Raw genomic sequence first — 19,140 nt, forward strand, 5'->3', positions numbered from 1 at the left:
GTTAAATCATCAACATGCCTAATCGGCATACAGCTTGCTGGTGCCAGTTTCTTATTTAGTGAACTTGTACAGTTCCAACTATCGCTGTCTGGCACATGGTAAAAAACCAGTGTCTGCTGATTTAGATAGCGGATAGGGAACTGAACTTTGTATGGTCGCAATGACTGCACAATCCGTTTCTACTACGCCAGCGGCCTCTTTATCGATATCAATTCGTATCTGCTGAGTGCCTGTATCGATAGGAAATCCATTGGACTTGCCCTGTCTGTTGATAAATCAGTGCCACACGATTTTGTGCCGTTTTGGCTATATCATACGCATCGAACAGCACTTCATTGGCTTTTGGCTTGGCAATAATTGGCAGAAACTGTATCTTAATGACCATTAAAGCAAAAGCAAAAATACCAAACCCCAATCCTAACCCAAATAAACTGACCCCACCTTCTCGGCGCAGATGCACCTTTTGCGCTGCTTCATCACGCGGATAATCATAGCATCTGCAATCTCACGTCGCGCCATGCGGTAATTAATACGCATCCGTCCAACGCGCCACCATGAACGACCAAAATAACCAAATGATCGCGGCTATACCTATGCGTGTCGCCATCTGGTAAGCATCAGGATGAAGGACATTGCCAAAAATTCAAACGCAACCAATACCAGTGCCACTGAGCTGAATAAACGACCAGCCAGCCACGCTATAGACATCGCATCCATATAGCGTTTGCGATAGAGGAGCCAAGGAAACGTCACAAAAATGCTGCCCATGCCATTTTGGCGAAAGATAACCTTGTGCATCGAACTGCTCCAAAGCGTTTTAGATAATACTGGGCTACGGTGACCGATGAACCATTTATCAAGTTGTGTACGCTTAGCAGGAGTCAGCTGTTCTTGGTAAAAAGGGGGCGGCGAATCCGTCTCGATAAATAGCATAGATGACCCCTATTAACGATGAAGAAAAATTTAAATCCATTACTCACTTTATATGATAACGCCAAAACCGATGTGCAGAACAGTAAAACGACAGATAAATACCGCTAATTCAATGTAAAAGAGCGTCAAGGCAGCCGAATGGCAATCTATATGTGATACGTCAAACAAGGTCAACGCTTTCACTCTTTTATGCTGGATCAGCGATAACAATATTAAAAAAGGATTGTGCGTTCACAGCTGTATAGATTTAACTTATAATAAGCATACATCACCCATTTTATTAAGCCTTGTCAATCCTATGAGTCAACATCCTGATATTAATGATAACATCGATAGTACGAATACTACTGATGAGCAAAAAGTCCTCAGCACTAACACCGAAAGCAATACTGATATTGACATTGAAGCCAGTATTAGTAATGAGAGTAAGACTGAAGAAAGCAAACATCTACGTATCGTCAATACTTTTATGAAACGACGTACGCACATGAATAAAAATGCCGAACTGGCACTAACCGCGCCAGAATTTTCTGAGTACCTGGTCAATAACAGTTTCGGTGATGGCAATCTTGATGGTATTGACAATCTACGAACGCTATTCGCTGATAGCCCTAACGGTAGTGAAGCACCGCTTACTTTAGAGATCGGTTTTGGACTGGGTGATTCGTTCATTGAGATGGCGGCAGCAGAACCTAGCCGCAATTTCGTTGGTGTCGAAGTGCACGAGCCAGGCATCGGTAAATGCGCCTATATAGCAGGTACGCAAAATTTAAATAACGTCAAAATCATTAACGGTGACGCTATTCAACTGCTCAAGCAACTACCAGAAAACCATATTGATCGTATCCAGCTTTACTTCCCTGACCCATGGCAAAAAAAGCGCCATCACAAGCGCCGCTTCGTCAGCCCTGAACGTATGGCGATTGTGACTCGTAGTCTAAAGCAAGGCGGCTGGTTCCATACCGCAACCGACTGGGAGCATTATGCCTTTTGGATGGTTGAAGTTTTAGACGGTTTTACTGGTTTAACCAATCAAGCAGGCGCAGGTAACTTCACCGACCGCCCTGACTTTCGTCCAATGACCAAATTTGAGCGCCGCGGTATAAATAGTGGACATGGCGTTTGGGATTTAATCTATATCAAAGATTAGATTCGGCTCACTTATCTTCGGTGACTTCTGTATAGCGGCTAAATTATTTAGCCGCTTTTTTGTGCTTGCAAATTATCTAATGACAATATTATTTGATTTTTTTCAGCTACAACCCTTAATGGACAAGCTATAAGTATTTTTATTAAAAATAAAAAATTTTTTTAATACGTGAAACATAGTCTATTTTCATAGAATTTTTAAATTGATAATGCTACATATAGGGGTAAAAAATATATTCCAGCGCCACACTCACAGGTTACCTATCTACTCAAACATTGATAGTATAAGGGATTCATGAGTTCTCCCCATAAGCTGTGGATAACCCTGTGCATAAGTACGCACTTGACAACAATTTCCCTAGATAGCTCAAAGGATGAGGTAAAATCGTTCATTTTTTATACAATTTAAAAAACCTTTTAAATCAGTAAGTTAAATGGCATTTCATAATACTGTAATTTTTTTTAATATATTTTTAAATTAAATTAATCCTCACTGATGTTTCACAAAAGCTAAATTTAGACGCTTTATTTCTTGTGGACAACTTTTAATGCTATTGACAAAGGGCGACATTATCCTATCCAAAAATAGGATGTATTCAGCAACTAGATTACACAAGTTATCACTTATATACAATGCGACAGTTAGTGTCGTTTAGCATCATTGAATCCTCTATATGCTCCTTGGTTTTTGTTATAATCATCTTATCTAATCAACCGCACTTTAGAAAACAGTTAAGGCTTAACGAGCATAATTTTACCTACAAATTACATCTGTTGGCACTGATTATGAACTTAATTTTACTTTTATCGTTATTTGATTTTACTGTATAGTAGAGTGATATATCCTATATTACTGTCTACACCATCGGCACCCTAACCCATTCATCCTAGATAGACATTGAACGAACGCTGCCTATTATTTAGATAGCCATCAGCACTATTGAGCCGTTAACCTTCGTAGTTACAAACATTTTATTTATCATACCAAATTTATAGTTTTAACCAATGATTGAAGACAAGGAATCCAGTATGGACGACAATAAAGCCAAAGCCCTTAAAGCAGCACTCGGTCAAATCGAAAAGCAGTTTGGTAAGAATACCATCATGCATTTAGGTGACGACTCAGCTATTATGGATGTCGATGTAGTATCAACAGGTTCGTTGGGTCTGGATATTGCACTTGGCATTGGTGGTCTACCAAAAGGCCGTATCGTAGAGATTTATGGCCCAGAAAGCTCAGGTAAAACGACCATGACGCTACAAGCGATTGCAGAGTGTCAAAAACAGGGCGGTGTCTGTGCCTTTATTGATGCTGAGCATGCACTAGATCCAGTTTATGCGCGTAAGCTTGGCGTGAATACTGACGAGCTATTGCTTTCTCAGCCTGATAATGGTGAGCAAGCGCTTGAAATTACCGACATGCTTGTGCGTTCTGGGGCGGTTGATATGATTGTTATTGACTCAGTTGCTGCCTTGACGCCGCGCGCAGAGATTGAAGGCGAGATGGGCGACTCACATATGGGTTTGCAAGCACGGCTTATGAGCCAAGCCCTACGTAAAATCACTGGTAACGCCAAACGCTCTAACTGTATGGTGGTATTTATCAACCAGATTCGTATGAAGATTGGTGTTATGTTTGGTAGCCCTGAGACTACGACTGGTGGTAACGCGCTTAAGTTTTACGCCTCAGTTCGTATGGACATTCGCCGCATCGGTGCGGTCAAAAATGGTGATGAAATCATCGGTAACCAAACCCGTGTCAAAGTCATCAAAAACAAATGGCACCGCCTTTCCGCCAAGCAGAGTTTGAAATTACTTATGGTGAAGGTACCAACCACTTAGCCGAAGTGATTGACTTGGGTGTTGAAATTGGTGCAGTTGGCAAAGCAGGCTCTTGGTATAGCTATGGCGACGAAAAAATCGGTCAAGGTAAAGCCAATTCTGTACTGTTCTTAAAAGAAAACCCTGCGATTGCGCAAGAAATCGAAGCTAAAATTCGCGAGGAAAAGCTTGGATCAAAGAAAGAAGCCAAAGCCGAAGATAAAGCCAATGAAGCGTTGGTTTCTGAACCTGTACAATAACGGCGCAATTATTCACCGCTATTAATAATCATGACTTGTTATGAAAATTAAATTGTTATGAACATTAAAACCTTAGCTGAAATACTCGCTGAATCCGATGCCGATTCAGCGAGTAGTCCGACTATCAAATCAAAAAAACCGTCCAAATCTTCCAAACACTCTGAATCCTCCAAATTTTCTCAGCATTCCTATCAAGGCAATCCTAAAAAAAACAACTAAGACGCGCAAGCATTCAACTTACTATCATGAAGACCATTCATTATCTGACGATGCTGACTTTTCAGTAGAATCCGTTGAGGCTCACTCTTCTACCAATAAAAATCCTGCTAAAACTAAGAAACGTAAAAAGCGTTTTCACCCAGCGGCTAACTTTAGCCCTGAGCCTAGTGACGTGCCTGCTTATCAGCAACCAGAAGCGCAAAGTATCAAAGAGATGCTGGCTGAAGTTAAACAAAATATTCATGATGAACCAGACGATAGCACGGCTACTGATGATGAATTTAACAAAGAATCACAGTATACAACCGATGCTGCCATTACCAACACTTCTGCGCACAGCACAGTCGACAGTCAGATGGATAACCTACCTGCTGCTCTTAAAGCCTATTTGCGCACGCCTGAACAACGACAAGCAGAAATAGATGAGATCAAAGCCGAAAGCCGCTTGCGTTGGTTAGCTTTTTATTATTTATCGCGCCGTGAGTACGGCAAGGCTGAGCTTAAGCAAAAGCTTATTGATAAAGAGCAAGCCTTAGATAAAATTGATGCGCTACTCGATGAGTTTGAAGAAAAAGGCTACCAAAGTGATTATCGCACGACGCTCATGCTCATTCGTGAAAATATCCGTAAAGGTCGGGGACGCGGACGTATCAAGCAGGAGTTTTATCGTAAAAAAATTACCATGCCCAGTAATATCGATGAGTTAATCGATATGGCAAATGCAGAGTCAGAAGAGTTTAGGGAGTTTGTAGATGATAGTGCAGATAATCTGGTAGATGGTGTCGATTGGCTCAAACTGGCGGTCACAGCCCGCACTAAGAAGTACGGCGATGACATACCCACTGAACAAAAAGACAAAGCAAAGCAGCTACGGTTTTTGCAATATCGAGGCTTTCAGAGCGATATCTGTTTTGCCGCGCTCAATTATACATTAGACACATTAGATGAGCGCTTTTAACCCACCCTCACCTTTTTTTAAATACATCCATCTGTACATAAAACAATATGACTTGAGCGATCTATTAATAATAGCCGAGCACTTTCCACCAAATCAAACCAGCACCGATCCAAATAACTAAATTGACCACACTCATTATTGCGCCAATACTCCACCTCTCTTAACGTCACATAGCCAGAGTTAAAAATGACTGGCGCAGTACCAGTTGCATAATGCGTAAGCGTCATCATGATATTGCCCGCTGCGGCTAAGATAAGCGCATATAACATCGGCGGTGCGCCCAAGCTTAAACCCACCGCATAAAATGCTGCAAATAGTGCAGTAATGTGAGCCGTGGTACTAGCAAAGAAGTAATGGATATATAAGTATACTAGGGTCAAAATAGTCACAGCCCCTATCCAGCCAAGCCCAGTCGTGCCAATCATCGATTCGATATTGCCAGAGAACCAGCTTATCAGTCCAAGCTTATTAAGATAAGCGGCCATCATAATAAGGGCGCCAAACCAAATAATGGTATCCCATGCTGACTTCTCTTTTAAAATATCGTCCCAAGTCAGTACCCCAGTCAATATTAAGGTCGTCAAACCAATAAATGCTGTGGTGGTAGCATCAACGCTATATTGCTCACCTAACATCAATGCGGGAATATTCGCCCACAATAACAGCATCAGAGCAAATACCCCGAGCATGATTTTTTCTTGGCTACTTATTTTCCCATTTCTGCCAAATTTTCCTTGGCAAAACCTTTTGCATCGGGCGTGATTTTAACATCAGGTGGATAAATTATATAAATGACTAATGGCATCATAAGCAGACATAGCATGCCAGGTACAAACATCGCCACTGCCCATGTGGTCCATGACAGCTGAATATCACCGCCTGTGGCTTTATTCACCAAATCTACAACCAAAGGATTGGGCGCAGTAGCCGTGATAAACATCCCAGAAGTAATCGGGTTGGCATGATAGTTCACCATCGCCAAATAACGACCAATCTTATTTTGAGTGCCTTCTTCTGGCGTCGAATGAAAGCTTTGCGCGATAGACTTCATAATAGGATGAATAATACCGCCGCCACGCGCCGTATTGGAGGGCGTAATGGGTGCTATCATCAATTCAGCCGCAGTCAAAGAATAAGCCACGCCGATGGTTTTTTACCAAAAATAGAAATAAAATAATAGGCAATACGTCGACCCAAACCCGTTTTTATCAAGCCACGCGATATCATAACTGCAATACCAATTAGCCAAATCAACGGACTTGAGTAGCTTGATAATGCATCACTAATGGCTTGTGCTGGGCTATCACTAGTCACGCCTGTAAGTGCGACTAGGGTGACGGCAACGATAGCAATGGCACCAATGGGTAATACTTTGCCGATGATGGCGACAATAGTGGCGATGAATAACGCCAGCATGTGCCATGCTTCAGGGGTGACGCCAGTAGGCACAGGTATCACAAACCAAATGATCAAGCCGACCAAAATGGCAACCGCTGCTTGAATAGGCTTAAATGGCATGATTAACTATCCTTATAAATGCTTATACCATCACGCAGTCATATTATATAAAGGATCATCAAAGTAGCCACTGCGACAAAAGACTCAATGAATCATATGACCATCTTATAAGATTTATAGAATTATTTTTCTATTATTCACCATTTTTAACATATCTATTTAGAATAAAGAGTAAATATTCAGTAATAGAGTACCAATAGTAGGGTTAAACTAACAGCCATAAAAAAGAGCACGTTGGATAACGTACTCTTTTTTATAGATTAACTTTATGGCATTAACCGTTGCGACTTTCTTTAAAAATAAATTTATTTTAACGCACTAATCGCCTAGATAGCTGATTGATGATTTGATCAATCTCTTCATTGGCTTCAGATTCATTATCTAAATTGCCACTTGGTGTCAGCTGATTCATTACTTCTGGCAGCAACTCAGCAAGACCTTGACGGACTTCTACGTCATTAGCACCAGTATGTACTGCAACCTGCTGAATTTCACTTTCATCGAATAACTGACTGATCATTTGGATCAAGGTTGTCATTGTCTTGTTGGTTACTCATCCAAGAACGCGCTTGGTTTTATAACCCAACCTGTGATTTTTGATAATGCACCACTCAAGCCGCCATTGCGTTTGATCCAGCTTAGTACCATTGGCATAAGTGCAGCGATTAGCATACCTTTACCACCGAATCCAGATTTTCTCGTTTGACCACCCATGGCTTGACCACCCAATACGCTGCCTAATATGTCTCCAAGACCGCCGGCATTAGAATTGACGCCGCCACGTTGATTGCCACCAGTGAGTCCACCGCCTGTTAACCCACCGAGAATATCATCTAAGCCAAAACCATTGTCTGGCTGACGATCATACTGGCGTGGATTGTAGCCTCCAGTTTGACTACCACCGCCGAGCACGCTACCCAATATATCCCCAAGACCACCTGTACGACGTGGATCAATGCGTTGATTTACAGGATTACGCTGCGCATCTTCAGGATCCATCGCACGACGGGCCACCTGACTAACCAAATTCCCTAATAAGCTCATTCTCGATTCCTTTTTGTCATATTATTTATTATCTATAAACCGCTAAAAACTTCGCTGCTAATTTATATTAAGCAACAGCTTGATTTACTTATGCGATTCATAATTCTCTTGCAATATAACAAATCTCTTTCGCTATCCAGATAGGTGTTTTGTTATGACATGTAGGCGTTCGTAAATTCGTGGAAAAAACCGCTCATTGGGCGCTATAAAAAATACTACCTCAACTCGTATTTTCGGCGTTTATGTTAGGCATATTGAACATTCAACCATGGTACTAATAAGTACTATTTATAAGTATTCAATACAATCTAGCCAAAATATTCAACTCTCGCCATTGTTCAGGGCTCACTTGATCTCGAAAGATGGTCACTGATAAAGAGCGCTGATAAGGCTCTATAACATTGAATTCAAAGCTTATCGCCCATCGATATCCAGAGACAGCGATTAATTGTGCCTGCCATAGCTCATCACCGCGACCCGTACGGAGCAGTAGCTGCCAATGCTGCTCAACACGATGACTAAGTGGTGGTTGGCTAAGGTGCAGCAGTATGGGTCGTGATAATGTCAAATAAATAATCACCGCGGCCGAGCGGGTTTCGGGTGGTAACGATTAAAATAAGCACATATTGCCATAACAATAAAGAAGCGAGCATGCCAGTACAACCATGACGACGGTCAACCCACTATAAAGCAGCAAACGCAAAATAGCTGGCAGGCCAAATAGCCGTATCAATACGCAACGAATTTGCAAGGTCATATTTTATCACCAAAAAAAAACGGCAGACCATTATGTTACTTAGGCCTAGCTATACCAGCTCTAGACAAACATTTTTTATATCTAAATCAGTTTTTAAGTCAAATCTTTGGTTATGACGCCATGTCTTAATTTTATTGACTAACGCCCATATTTCTTCATTTTCTGGACGATTTTGATTGGTGAAATAATCCAACAAATCAGGGTCTTCATGAGTCAGCATTTCTGCAAACGTCTCTTGTTCAGCAGGCTCTGCCGTTAAGTAAATCTCTTTGACATAAAGGTCAATATAAAAGTCTAACTCTTTTAATCCGCGGCGTGCTTGATAGATAATGCGGCGCTGTTCATTGGTTGGTTCTGGCTGAATCGGGGTGGTCATAAAAGTACTCTCATTATTTTAAATTGGGATTAAGGATAATTATGCGCAGATAATTGACGCCATAAGGCGACTGCTTGCTGCATCATCGCCACATTATGCGTATAATGCCAGCGCCTTGCTGTAGGGCAAAGATACCAGCTGCCGTACCTACCACATCACGATCTACCGCGTTGGTAGTAGCAACGACTTCGAAGCCACTCTTGCTCAATACTTCCGCTAAAAAACGTTTGCGCGAAATGCCAAACATCATCGGTAAACCAAGCGCTTGTAGCCTGCCAAGCTGGCTTAATAGTGCACAATGATGCTCATAATTTTTAGCAAAACCAAAGCCTGGATCGATAATAATTTTCTCACGCTTAACACCGATTCCTGTTACTTCGTCATACGCGATAATAGCTCAGCCCTTACGTCACTAATGATGTCGTCATATTGTGCCAAATTATTCATCGTTGTTGGCTCACCGCGCATATGCATGAGCATGATGGGTATATCAAGCTCAGCCGCTAGTACTGCTGCACCCTCGCGTTTGAGTGCGCGTACATCATTCCAAATATCAGCACCAGCGTCAAAAGCCGCTTTCATAACCTCTGGATTACTGGTATCGGATAGCCAAATATCCTCCCCGCAATGCCGGCGGATGGCTCGAACCACTGGCGCAACACGCTGCAGCTCTTCAGACGTGCCCACAGCATTCGCATTGGGGCGAGTAGACTCACCGCCAATGTCGATAATAGTCGCGCCCTCTTCTATCTGCTGACAATGCGCAACAGCCTTATCTACCGCATTGAACTGTCCACCGTCTGAAAACGAATCGGGTGTGACATTAAGAATACCCATAATATGAGGCTGCGATAGATCTAGTGTTTTATCACGACTTGATATGCTGGTAAGGGCTGAAATAAGGACATAACCAAATTATCTCTCATTAAAACATTCTAATTATTGCAGACTGCTTGTTATGCGTTGTGCTTATGATACCAGTAAACTCTATTCTGTACTAAACCCTTCACGAAATATGGACAAAAAAAAAGCCCTTTATGATAAAGGGCTTTTTTGAATATGAATCAATTAATAACTACATCGCTGGTAACGGTGGCGGTGTTGAGTTGGTTGTTTTAATATCATTCTTCGATAAGTTGACTTCGTTGTGCTGATAGACTCTAGGTGGACGTGGGTCTTCACCTGCTAAGATATCTTGCAACTGATCTCGGTCAATCGTTTCCCACTTCATTAGGGCATCTACCATCGCATGCATTTTTTCTTGATTACCTTCAATCAATTCACGCGCGATATCATTGCTCCTCTAACATACGGCGAACTTCTTCATCGACCTTTTGTGCTGGCTTCTGAAATCGTACGACTGCTAGAGCCAAAATAGCCTTGCGAGCTGTCCTCATCTTCATAAACCATAATACCAAGCGCATCAGACATACCGTACTTCGTTACCATGGCGCGGGCCATCTTGGTTGCACGTTCGAAGTCGTTAGAAGCACCCGTCGACATTTGATTGATAAAGACTTCTTCAGCGATACGACCGCCGAATAAGATAGCAATATCGCTCAGCATTTTTGATTTATACATGCTGGTTTGGTCATGCTCTGGCAACTGCCAAGTAACCCCAAGCGCAAAACCACGCGGCATGATCGTTACTTTATGCACAGGATCGGTACCTGGTAGTAGCTCAGCGACTAAGGCGTGACCTGCTTCATGATAAGCGGTCGCACGGCGCTCCTCTTCACGAATGACCATTGATTTACGCTCAGGACCCATATAACTTGTCTTTTGCATCTTCAAAGTCATTCATATCAACGCTGGTCTTGTTGCGACGTGCTGCAAACAATGCCGCTTCGTTGACAAGGTTGGCCAGCTGCGCACCACTAAATCCAGGCGTACCGCGAGCCAGTGCATTGGCATCCACACCGATAGTATTCGGCAGCTTTCTCAAATGCACTTTAAGAATTTGCTCACGGCCTTTAATATCTGGCAATCCTACTTGTACCTGACGGTCAAAACGACCTGGACGCAATAGCGCTTTATCAAGCACATCCGCACGGTTGGTCGCGGCAATGACGATCACGCCTTCATTGCCTTCAAAACCATCCATTTCGACCAATAATTGGTTCAGTGTCTGCTCACGCTCATCATTACCGCCGCCCATACCAGAGCCACGATGACGACCGACCGCATCAATTTCATCAATAAAAATGATACAAGGCGCGCTCTTTTTAGCCTGTTCGAACATGTCACGTACACGTGATGCACCGACACCAACGAACATCTCAACGAAATCGGAACCTGAGATAGAGAAGAACGGTACTTTAGCTTCACCAGCAATGGCTCTTGCTAACAAGGTTTTACCGGTACCTGGAGGGCCAACCATTAAGATACCACGTGGAATCGTCGCACCAAGCTTGGTAAATTTATCAGGGTCGCGTAAAAACTCGACCACTTCGACCACTTCTTCTTTGGCCTCTTCACAACCAGCCACATCTTCAAAGTTCACCTTGATTTGGTCTTCAGTCAACATTTTGGCTTTGGATTTACCAAAGCTCATAGGGCCACCGCCTTTACCGCCAGCGCCACCTTGCATGTTACGCATGAAGAATAAAAACAGACCAATAATCAATAGAATTGGGAAACTGGCTATCAGTAATTGCATCAAGACGCTTTGGCGTTTTGGGGCAGTCCCTTGGACTTCGACTTGGTTCTCACGCAGCAATGGCATGAGCTCATCATCTGACACAGCTGGTCTAATGGTCTCAAATGATGAACCATTTTTCTTTTCGCCGGTGATTTGCTCGCCATCGATTTCAACGCTGGCTACTTGGTTTTCTGACACGGCGGTCACAAACTCAGAGTAGTTAAGGCTATCCGGCTCGGATGATTGGTCAAAGCCGCTAAACACCAGCACCAAAACGCCGATTACCACCAGCCACAATAAGGTATTTTTTACCATGTCGCTCACTAGTTATTCCCATCCCTTACTTATTGGTGTGTTTATTAAACACGTGACGTCTATAAACGTACCGCTCATTTTTTAGTAAATATATTCATAGCCAAAATTTATAAGTCAGACTCATACAACTCAAATGCTGCATGGGGACTGTTTTCACAAGTTATAAATATCAATGACCTATATATCTATCGTAGATGAGCACATCAGGCGCTTATTGTCAGACGACTTTGCCTAAAACATATGCTTGAAACAAAGTTAATATACCATGATATGTGGTGCTAACCTGCATAATTCAAGCAGGTTTCGCTATTATTCAGTTAACGATTGTAGCGAGTTCAATACGCTCATGAGACTATGTTATGGTGACACATTATCTCGCTTACAATGGCTGTGAATAACGACGTTATGATTATTTAATCGCTATCCAAAACATCTCTTTTGACCGTGGTCGTGACGCACCTGGTTTAATACTACGGATTTTACTAAAATCCTGCTGCATCTGCTTGCGTAATTCTTGTGCCTTCACCTTGAAACACTTTCATAATAAGTGCGCCACCTTCTGGTAAGGTTGCAAGCGCGAAGTCCACTGCCAGCTCGCATAAATACATCATACGTGGCTGATCGATTGCGCTGTTTCCTGCCGTATTTGGTGCCATATCGGACAGCACTACATCGACCTGCCTATCACCAACCTCTGCCATGATCGCATCAAACACTTCTGCTTCGCGAAAGTCGCCTTGAATAAAGGTCACATCAGGCAATGTATCCATCGGCAGAATATCAGAGGCAATCAAAATGCCTTTTTCGCCTACTAGCTGACCTGCCACTTGAGACCAACTGCCTGGAGCACTGCCCAAATCTACAACCGTCATGCCTTTTTTAATAATATTGGTCTTTTCATTAATTTCTAATAGTTTATAGGCGGCACGGGCACGATAGCCATCTTTTTGCGCTTTTTGCACATAATGATCGTCAATATGCTCTTTCATCCAAGCGCTACTACTCTTTGACAGTTTTTTATTTTCGATACGCGTGGCCAAAATACCTGCTCCTATTGCTTTGCAAAACATTCATACATATTACTGAAGTAGCTAAAAGATTTATGAAGCACTTTCGATATGGTTTAAATTCATTCGAATATGCTATCAATCAAGATTTTTATACATTTGCAGTCTTAAACTGACTAAATTCTATTGGTTAAAACACTGATTTATCAGACAGTAGCGTTTATAATGTGCCCAAACATTCAGTTTAACATTTTCATCACGTAAAATCGTGCAAAATCCTGCTGATCTCATGCAAGATGACCACAGATTATCTATAATGGTCGTCAACTGCTCTTAATAGCACTGTCTTTTATTTTTACCAACACCTAGGAATTCTATGCAACTCGATAACGCTACCATCAAACGCCTAAGAGGCATTGGTCACGACCTCAAACCTATCGTCATGATTGGCAACAAAGGTATTACCCCAACCATTACTGAAGAGATTGATCGCGCGCTATCAGATCATGAGCTCATCAAAGTAAAGCTGCCTGCTGGCACAAAAGAAGAGCGCGATGTCATCGGTGCGGAACTTGCCAAAGCGGCTAACGCGTCTTTGGTTCATTCTATTGGTCGTATGGCATTGTTACTACGTAAAAATCCAAACGCCAACCCAAAATTGTCTAATTTAGCACGTCATGCATAATAATATGTGATGACCAGCTGGTTTGAGTGATGGTATGGTATGCCATATCAACTCAAATCATAGCCACATGGCGACGATAAATGTAAAAGCCGCGATGCATCTTGCTCGCGGCTTTTATGTTGTCTGCTCGTTTTAGATTTACTTAGCGTGTAATATTAGCTCGCTTAGTCGGTACAATTTTTCTTATAGTTACTTCTATATTTTCATTGTCGGGTCTTAACTTATGAATCAATCATTCAATCTCTATGTGGCCACCGAAACCATAGTAAACGATGCGCAGCAACTGGGTGTAACAGTGGATGAGTTGCAGCGCATCTGTATAAAGGTGCGTGCTCAGATTATTCGACAGCCATCACTATACTTACAGCTAACCTATCAACTCACCCTGCCCAACCAACTGCTAGCAAAGCAGCTAAACTGGTCAGTGTGGCAGCAAGCGCAAGTAAGATTCGATGATTACTTGTGGGAAGAGACTTGCCTTGAGTGTTTTATCGCTGGTCGTCTGATAAATGATGAAAATCTAACAGATGCTCAAAAGGCAACGCCCTATATCGAGATTAATGCCAATCCAGACGTCGTTCGCGCTATATCAATTTGAAAGCTATCGTAATCCTGCGACCTTACCACCAACACCCTTACATGCAGCTGATGGACAAGCGCGCGCGTCTATTAATTGGATAAATAATGTAAAGCCAACATTAAGGTACGTGGAGAATTCTTCATTTAATGATCCATCACTAGCAAATAAACCTAATCATTATGAGCGCAGCTTTAATGTACCAGTAATCCAACGATCCAATAAGCAATACACCATCGCAAATACTGTGATTGAGCAAATACATCCTTGTGTTATTTTATGGTTTGGTGAGATTGCTTTATATTTTGCCCCAAACCACGCCTCCCCGCCTGACTTTCACAATCGTAGCCACTGGTCGAAATTTGAGCTTTAACTCTACTTTTAACTTAAGCATCACAACTCAAAGCGCAAAAAAAACCAGCAACGCTATAAAGGCATTACTGGATTTGGAGAAAACTTTTAACATAGGTTACATCTAGCTGGCTATTATTTGTCAGCCATCGCGAGGTAAATACCACGGTCTGATGCATCATCGACATATTGCGAATCACGCCATGTCGTATAGCTGTAAGTGCCACTGTATGGGCTAATGCTGTTTTGGCGGAAATCAGATACCCAATCGTTACCATCAAAGATCTGGATATGACCATGTGGACGGTTTGACGTACGATTATAGACAACGACGTCACCCACTTGTGGCTGCATATCATTACTGATCTTGGTAAAACCTGCTTGAGCAAGTGTGCCGCGAGAAGCATACTGATAAGCTGAAGGGTTAGGCGTAAATTCGTAACCTGCTGATTGTAGCGCTTTACGTACATAGCGAGCACAGTAGCCAGAGCTTCTAGATAACGCTACTCGCGATGCACTTGCCGCTGCGATAGCAGGAGCAGAATTGCGATCAGGAGCGCGGCTTGATTGCTGCTGACGCTGCTCATAAGACAAACGGCTGGTAAGCGAAGCAAGCTGGTATTCTTTTTGCTTGGCATGCGCACTTAAATTATCAATGGCTTGACTGATCTCATCATTGCTATATACATGAGCACCACTGTTAGTGCTATAGATATTGCGGCTAGAACCGTAGTTCGCAGAAGCAGAGATGTTAGTGATGGTATGACTCAAGGTATTATTTGGTTGAAAGGTTGTTTCGACAGCACCACTTGTCTGTGCTATACCCATTCCCAATACTGACAAAATTAATAAAGCTTGTTTCATAAATTTACTACCTATTGTTAATACAAGACCGCTCGTCATCCGTGACAAAGCATCAATTAGTTTAGAGGAGATGATCATTACAAAACATGATAAAATCCTTGTTAAAACAGCCCGCTATTTCTTCTGTAGTGACTAATGCTGGTATTATCTGTTAATACCCTATTCCGCTTAGTTCACTGTCTCGCAAATCGTTCAGTATCAATTGCCTTTAGCATGTCAATTATGAATATCGATTTTGTCACCTATTAGATGAGTCATCACGATGTCAAAAAAAACAGCCAATGGCTTGCCCAACTTATCGACCATCAAGCTTTTGCTGGTAGCGCACTACCCCGAACGCTTGCTGACAATATGCGGCTATACATAGAAGCGACCAACGAGGTAAAAGAGCTATTGGTAGATTGTCTACCTGAAGAAATTCTTAATACCTGTTGGGTCGTAGGCCTCACCTCCGAGCAATTAATACTCAGTGTGGGCTCAATGACTGCTGCCAATCATATTCGCTATTTGCAGAGCGCTTATTTGCAAGTCTTAACAGAGCAGTCAATTACATTTAAACAACTCAAGCAAATTCGCGTCGTCGTCGCTAAAAATTCAGCTGATAATCATTCATCTAAACAACTATCAGCAGCAGCATCAACTTTGTCAAAGTCTAGTAAAGCCAATGAAAATCAGGCTCTTAGCCAAAACACAAAGCGGACTATATCACAGGCCGCAGAGCATGTCACCACTGATGAAAATCTCAAAAAAGCACTTTTGCGTCTGGCAAATCATTGAAATTATTAATATTGCTATGTAAAGTTGTGTAAACAAAACCGTAAAAATCAGCTGATAACGCTGCGATTTTGTAATGACGCAAACAAAAAAAATCACCTGCTAGCTCCGTTCACATTATGAACGTCACCAACAGATGATTGAAAAACTATCCACAGCTTTGATATTCTCTACTCTAGAGCAGAATTGTTAAAATAATCTAAACAATACATTCAAAAAAACGAATATTATTAGAATGTAATTACTGCTGGATTATGTAATATTGCGTAAATGTTTCGATACTTCGTGTATATTCCTGTATTCATCCTTCAACAGTCAAACCTTCGAGAGGTAAATACTGAATTGGGCACGTTACATTGTCATCAAAAGTTACAATTTCAAAATTATTATGGTCAGATAGTATCTCACGTACCAATAAATTGTTTAACGCGTGACCAGATTTATAAGCATTAAAGCGACCCAAAATCGGATAGCCAATCAAATACAAATCACCTAAAGCATCCAAAATTTTATGGCGAACGAACTCATCATTAAAACGCAGACCTTCTTCGTTAAGAATATTTACCTCATCAATAACAATAGCATTATCCATACTGCCTCCTAACGCCAAATTATTCTGACGTAAGGCTTCTATATCTCGTAAAAACCCAAAAGTACGGGCTGAGCTCAATTGCTCAATGAAGTTTTGCGTCGAAAACTGCAACTGTGCATGCTGAAAATCTTTGTCGATAGCAGGATGATCAAAATCAATCTCAAAATTTAGCTCAAACCCTTCATAAGGACGCAGTTCTGCCCATTTATCCACTTTTACTCTTACAGGTCTGACGATTTTTATAAACTTCTTTAAAGCGTCTTGCTCGCAGAATCCTGCGTCAAGCAGCAACGCTACAAAAGGAGCGGCACTACCATCCATAATCGGTATCTCTGAGGCCGATACACGAATTAAAAGGTTATCCACGCCAAGTCCTGCAATGGCACTAAGCAAATGCTCGACCGTCCCCACACGTGTGCCACCAAACACTAGGTTTGACGACATCATAGTATCTTGTACTAAAAAAGCACTGGCTGGAATCGGCTGACTGCCTTCGATATCAGAACGCTCGAAAACAATACCCGTATCAATAGGTTGCGGATGAAACTCTAAGTCAACAGGCTGACCACTATGGAGACCAATACCTGTAACAGCAATCGCAGTTTTTATGGTTCTTTGGTTCATGGCTGTCTTCTCACATATTTTGTTACAATTGCCATAGTGTATCATTACCCGCCCCTAGTTCGCCATAGTTAAAACTCGCTAATTTCCTTATCTCCTTGATTGATAACACTTATCGTCAATAAATTTTGATGGTTCTCATGTCTTATTGATCACATTGCCTCTGTTAACACAGGGAAATAACAGCCAAATGTTACAATCATAAATTGTTTTATACGCCTATTTATTAATGATTATTTTCGCATTGAGAGGCGATTTTTATAAATAGAGCGCGCTCATAGCTGAATCAGTTTGCTAATATATCGACATTTTCTATACGCACAAAAAAGCCAGCAACTTAGTACTGGCTTTTTTTATTCCAAACATCTGAAAATATTATTTATTTTGTTGACGTTTTAGATAGTCTTGAATGCTATTAGTTTTGGTTTTCGCTTGCTCTTGAGGCGCGCTTGAGCGAGTAGCACTAGCCGTTTCTTGATACATCTGAGCTTGCGATTGCTTCTGGCTGTTTAAAGCACTGGTATGCACGTTGGGGTCAACAGGCTGAGTGCTATTGACAGAAGGAACTGGTGTCTCGACTACTTCTGGCTCTTGCCCAGCGTTTTCATCTAAAGTCAGACCCGTTGCAATAACAGTGACATGTAAGTCATCACCCATTTTTTCATCAATCACTGAACCATAGAAAATATGTGCATCGTCAATATCTGTAATTTCTTCGACAATAACACTGATTTTGCTCATCTCATCCAATGAGAGTGATTCAGAAGAAATTACGTTAACCAATAGACCTTTTGCATTTTCTAAACGCAAGTCATCAAGTAATGGTGATCTGATGGCTTTCTCAGTTGCTTGACGCGCACGATCATCGCCGCTAGCACGGCCGATACCCATCATCGCATGACCTTTGGCAGTCATAGCAGTGCGGATATCGTTAAAGTCGATATTGATCATACCTTCACTAGCGATAGTTTCAGCAATACCTTGAACCGCATGCAATAACACATCGTCCGCTTTTTTAAAGGCATCTTGCATAGAGATATTGCCATAGACACTCATCAACTTATCATTCGGAATCGTAATGATAGAATCAACAAAGTTAGTCAATTGCTCAATACCAGCTTTAGCAGCCTTGATACGTTTGCCACCTTCAAACTTAAATGGCGTAGTCACGACGGCAACTGTCAACACTTCCATTTCTTTAGCAATACGAGCAACCACAGGCGCTGCACCTGTGCCCGTACCACCGCCCATACCAGCAGTGATGAACACCATGTCTGAATGTTCGAGTAATGCACGGATGGCTTCTTCTTCGCTTTCTGCTGCTTCACGCCCAACTTCTGGGTTCGCCCCTGCGCCCAAACCGCGATTCGTTTTTGCGCCAAGTTGCAATTTATGCGGTGCAGTTAAACGATCAAGCGCTTGTTTATCCGTATTAGCACAGACGAACGTTACACCTCTAATCCCTTGTTGTACCATATGTTCAACCGCATTACCGCCACCACCACCAACACCGAATACAGTGAAGCTGCTTGGCCGTTATTTTGAGGCTGGTTATCATCTGGCATGGTGTATTTTGACATAAAAAGGTTTCTCCAGTTGCAGATAGCGTGATGGTCGATACTTGGTAACACACTTATATGGCGCGCTATCGACTTACTATATATAATTGTATTTAAAT

At 42.0% G+C, this 19,140-nt stretch carries 15 protein-coding genes and 5 pseudogenes; 6 read left to right on the top strand and 14 right to left on the bottom strand.

Going from position 1 to position 19,140, the window contains the following annotated elements:
• Nucleotides 1–208: 208 nt before the first annotated feature.
• Together G7Y90_RS00325 and G7Y90_RS00330 are read right to left on the bottom strand one after the other, a co-directional pair.
• Complete coding sequence (locus G7Y90_RS00325; RefSeq protein ID WP_250163089.1) at nucleotides 209–460, bottom strand: hypothetical protein; 252 nt, start codon at nucleotides 458–460, stop codon at nucleotides 209–211.
• A gap of 131 nt (nucleotides 461–591) precedes the next feature.
• The gene (locus G7Y90_RS00330; protein ID WP_250163090.1) at nucleotides 592–933 is read right to left on the bottom strand and encodes a hypothetical protein; all 342 of its coding nucleotides are present in this window, start codon (nucleotides 931–933) and stop codon (nucleotides 592–594) included.
• A gap of 298 nt (nucleotides 934–1,231) precedes the next feature.
• Here G7Y90_RS00330 and trmB point away from each other — a divergent pair, with 298 nt between their 5' ends.
• The 3 genes and pseudogenes from trmB (at nucleotide 1,232) to G7Y90_RS00345 (ending at nucleotide 5,340) form a co-directional block, all read left to right on the top strand.
• Nucleotides 1,232–2,083 carry a tRNA (guanosine(46)-N7)-methyltransferase TrmB gene (trmB, locus tag G7Y90_RS00335; protein ID WP_250163091.1) on the top strand — a complete coding sequence of 284 codons (852 nt, stop codon included), beginning with the start codon at nucleotides 1,232–1,234 and terminating at the stop codon, nucleotides 2,081–2,083.
• Nucleotides 2,084–3,111: 1,028 nt separating this feature from the next.
• A pseudogene (recA, locus tag G7Y90_RS00340) lies at nucleotides 3,112–4,163 on the top strand (recombinase RecA).
• A gap of 97 nt (nucleotides 4,164–4,260) precedes the next feature.
• Nucleotides 4,261–5,340 (top strand): regulatory protein RecX, encoded by a 1,080-nt coding sequence (locus G7Y90_RS00345; RefSeq protein WP_250163092.1) that lies wholly within the window; start codon nucleotides 4,261–4,263, stop codon nucleotides 5,338–5,340.
• Nucleotides 5,341–5,404: 64 nt separating this feature from the next.
• Here G7Y90_RS00345 and G7Y90_RS00350 read toward each other — a convergent pair.
• From G7Y90_RS00350 to G7Y90_RS00385, 9 genes and pseudogenes are all read right to left on the bottom strand, one after another.
• A pseudogene (locus G7Y90_RS00350) lies at nucleotides 5,405–6,858 on the bottom strand (anion permease).
• Between the two features lie 310 nt (nucleotides 6,859–7,168).
• Entirely contained in the window at nucleotides 7,169–7,396 is a 228-nt protein-coding gene (locus G7Y90_RS00355) for a YidB family protein (RefSeq protein ID WP_250163093.1), read from the bottom strand.
• 11 nt (nucleotides 7,397–7,407) lie between these two features.
• On the bottom strand, nucleotides 7,408–7,902 hold the full coding sequence (locus tag G7Y90_RS00360) for a hypothetical protein (protein WP_250163094.1): 495 nt from the start codon (nucleotides 7,900–7,902) through the stop codon (nucleotides 7,408–7,410).
• A gap of 298 nt (nucleotides 7,903–8,200) precedes the next feature.
• Nucleotides 8,201–8,470, bottom strand: coding sequence for a hypothetical protein (locus tag G7Y90_RS00365; protein WP_250163095.1), 270 nt, complete (start codon nucleotides 8,468–8,470; stop codon nucleotides 8,201–8,203).
• A gap of 238 nt (nucleotides 8,471–8,708) precedes the next feature.
• Complete coding sequence (locus tag G7Y90_RS00370) at nucleotides 8,709–9,035, bottom strand: FAD assembly factor SdhE (RefSeq protein ID WP_250163096.1); 327 nt, start codon at nucleotides 9,033–9,035, stop codon at nucleotides 8,709–8,711.
• A gap of 82 nt (nucleotides 9,036–9,117) precedes the next feature.
• On the bottom strand, nucleotides 9,118–9,429 hold the full coding sequence (locus tag G7Y90_RS18730) for a dihydropteroate synthase (RefSeq protein ID WP_502937448.1): 312 nt from the start codon (nucleotides 9,427–9,429) through the stop codon (nucleotides 9,118–9,120).
• Nucleotides 9,408–9,872: a dihydropteroate synthase gene (folP, locus tag G7Y90_RS18735; RefSeq protein WP_502937386.1), complete on the bottom strand. Its 465-nt coding sequence runs from the start codon at nucleotides 9,870–9,872 to the stop codon at nucleotides 9,408–9,410. The genes G7Y90_RS18730 and folP overlap by 22 nt, the downstream gene beginning before the upstream one ends.
• A 238-nt stretch (nucleotides 9,873–10,110) precedes the next feature.
• A pseudogene (gene ftsH / locus G7Y90_RS00380) lies at nucleotides 10,111–12,000 on the bottom strand (ATP-dependent zinc metalloprotease FtsH).
• A gap of 400 nt (nucleotides 12,001–12,400) precedes the next feature.
• Nucleotides 12,401–13,031 (bottom strand): annotated as a pseudogene (locus G7Y90_RS00385) (RlmE family RNA methyltransferase).
• A 343-nt stretch (nucleotides 13,032–13,374) separates the two neighbouring features.
• Here G7Y90_RS00385 and G7Y90_RS00390 point away from each other — a divergent pair.
• Complete coding sequence (locus G7Y90_RS00390) at nucleotides 13,375–13,683, top strand: YhbY family RNA-binding protein (RefSeq protein ID WP_045444184.1); 309 nt, start codon at nucleotides 13,375–13,377, stop codon at nucleotides 13,681–13,683.
• Between the two features lie 223 nt (nucleotides 13,684–13,906).
• Nucleotides 13,907–14,281: a DOMON domain-containing protein gene (locus G7Y90_RS00395; protein WP_250163097.1), complete on the top strand. Its 375-nt coding sequence runs from the start codon at nucleotides 13,907–13,909 to the stop codon at nucleotides 14,279–14,281.
• 465 nt (nucleotides 14,282–14,746) lie between these two features.
• Here the strand turns inward: G7Y90_RS00395 and G7Y90_RS00400 are convergent, their stop codons facing one another.
• Nucleotides 14,747–15,475: a CHAP domain-containing protein gene (locus tag G7Y90_RS00400; RefSeq protein WP_045444182.1), complete on the bottom strand. Its 729-nt coding sequence runs from the start codon at nucleotides 15,473–15,475 to the stop codon at nucleotides 14,747–14,749.
• 249 nt (nucleotides 15,476–15,724) lie between these two features.
• On the opposite strand from G7Y90_RS00400, the gene G7Y90_RS00405 reads away from it, so the two are divergent.
• A complete protein-coding gene (locus G7Y90_RS00405) occupies nucleotides 15,725–16,252 on the top strand; it encodes a hypothetical protein (protein ID WP_250163098.1) in 528 nt (175 codons plus the stop codon).
• Nucleotides 16,253–16,550: 298 nt separating this feature from the next.
• Here G7Y90_RS00405 and lpxC read toward each other — a convergent pair whose 3' ends face one another.
• Nucleotides 16,551–17,465 (bottom strand): UDP-3-O-acyl-N-acetylglucosamine deacetylase, encoded by a 915-nt coding sequence (gene lpxC / locus G7Y90_RS00410; RefSeq protein ID WP_250163099.1) that lies wholly within the window; start codon nucleotides 17,463–17,465, stop codon nucleotides 16,551–16,553.
• A gap of 372 nt (nucleotides 17,466–17,837) precedes the next feature.
• Nucleotides 17,838–19,042, bottom strand: a pseudogene (gene ftsZ, locus G7Y90_RS00415) (cell division protein FtsZ).
• Nucleotides 19,043–19,140: the final 98 nt, after the last annotated feature.

The sequence above is a fragment of the Psychrobacter sp. WY6 genome (assembly GCF_018448495.1).
Classification (GTDB): domain Bacteria; phylum Pseudomonadota; class Gammaproteobacteria; order Pseudomonadales; family Moraxellaceae; genus Psychrobacter.

Excerpts from the sequence above, each read along its gene's own strand:
- G7Y90_RS00345 (WP_250163092.1), top strand. The coding sequence starts at position 4,261 with ATGCCGATTCAGCGAGTAGTCCGACTATCAAATCAAAAAAACCGTCCA.
- G7Y90_RS00370 (WP_250163096.1), bottom strand. The coding sequence starts at position 9,035 with ATGACCACCCCGATTCAGCCAGAACCAACCAATGAACAGCGCCGCATT.
- G7Y90_RS00395 (WP_250163097.1), top strand. The coding sequence starts at position 13,907 with ATGAATCAATCATTCAATCTCTATGTGGCCACCGAAACCATAGTAAAC.
- G7Y90_RS00400 (WP_045444182.1), bottom strand. The coding sequence starts at position 15,475 with ATGAAACAAGCTTTATTAATTTTGTCAGTATTGGGAATGGGTATAGCA.
- folP (WP_502937386.1), bottom strand. The coding sequence starts at position 9,872 with ATGGGTATTCTTAATGTCACACCCGATTCGTTTTCAGACGGTGGACAG.
- G7Y90_RS00355 (WP_250163093.1), bottom strand. The coding sequence starts at position 7,396 with ATGACAACCTTGATCCAAATGATCAGTCAGTTATTCGATGAAAGTGAA.
- lpxC (WP_250163099.1), bottom strand. The coding sequence starts at position 17,465 with ATGAACCAAAGAACCATAAAAACTGCGATTGCTGTTACAGGTATTGGT.
- G7Y90_RS00330 (WP_250163090.1), bottom strand. The coding sequence starts at position 933 with ATGCTATTTATCGAGACGGATTCGCCGCCCCCTTTTTACCAAGAACAG.
- G7Y90_RS00405 (WP_250163098.1), top strand. The coding sequence starts at position 15,725 with ATGAGTCATCACGATGTCAAAAAAAACAGCCAATGGCTTGCCCAACTT.
- trmB (WP_250163091.1), top strand. The coding sequence starts at position 1,232 with ATGAGTCAACATCCTGATATTAATGATAACATCGATAGTACGAATACT.
- G7Y90_RS00360 (WP_250163094.1), bottom strand. The coding sequence starts at position 7,902 with ATGAGCTTATTAGGGAATTTGGTTAGTCAGGTGGCCCGTCGTGCGATG.
- G7Y90_RS00390 (WP_045444184.1), top strand. The coding sequence starts at position 13,375 with ATGCAACTCGATAACGCTACCATCAAACGCCTAAGAGGCATTGGTCAC.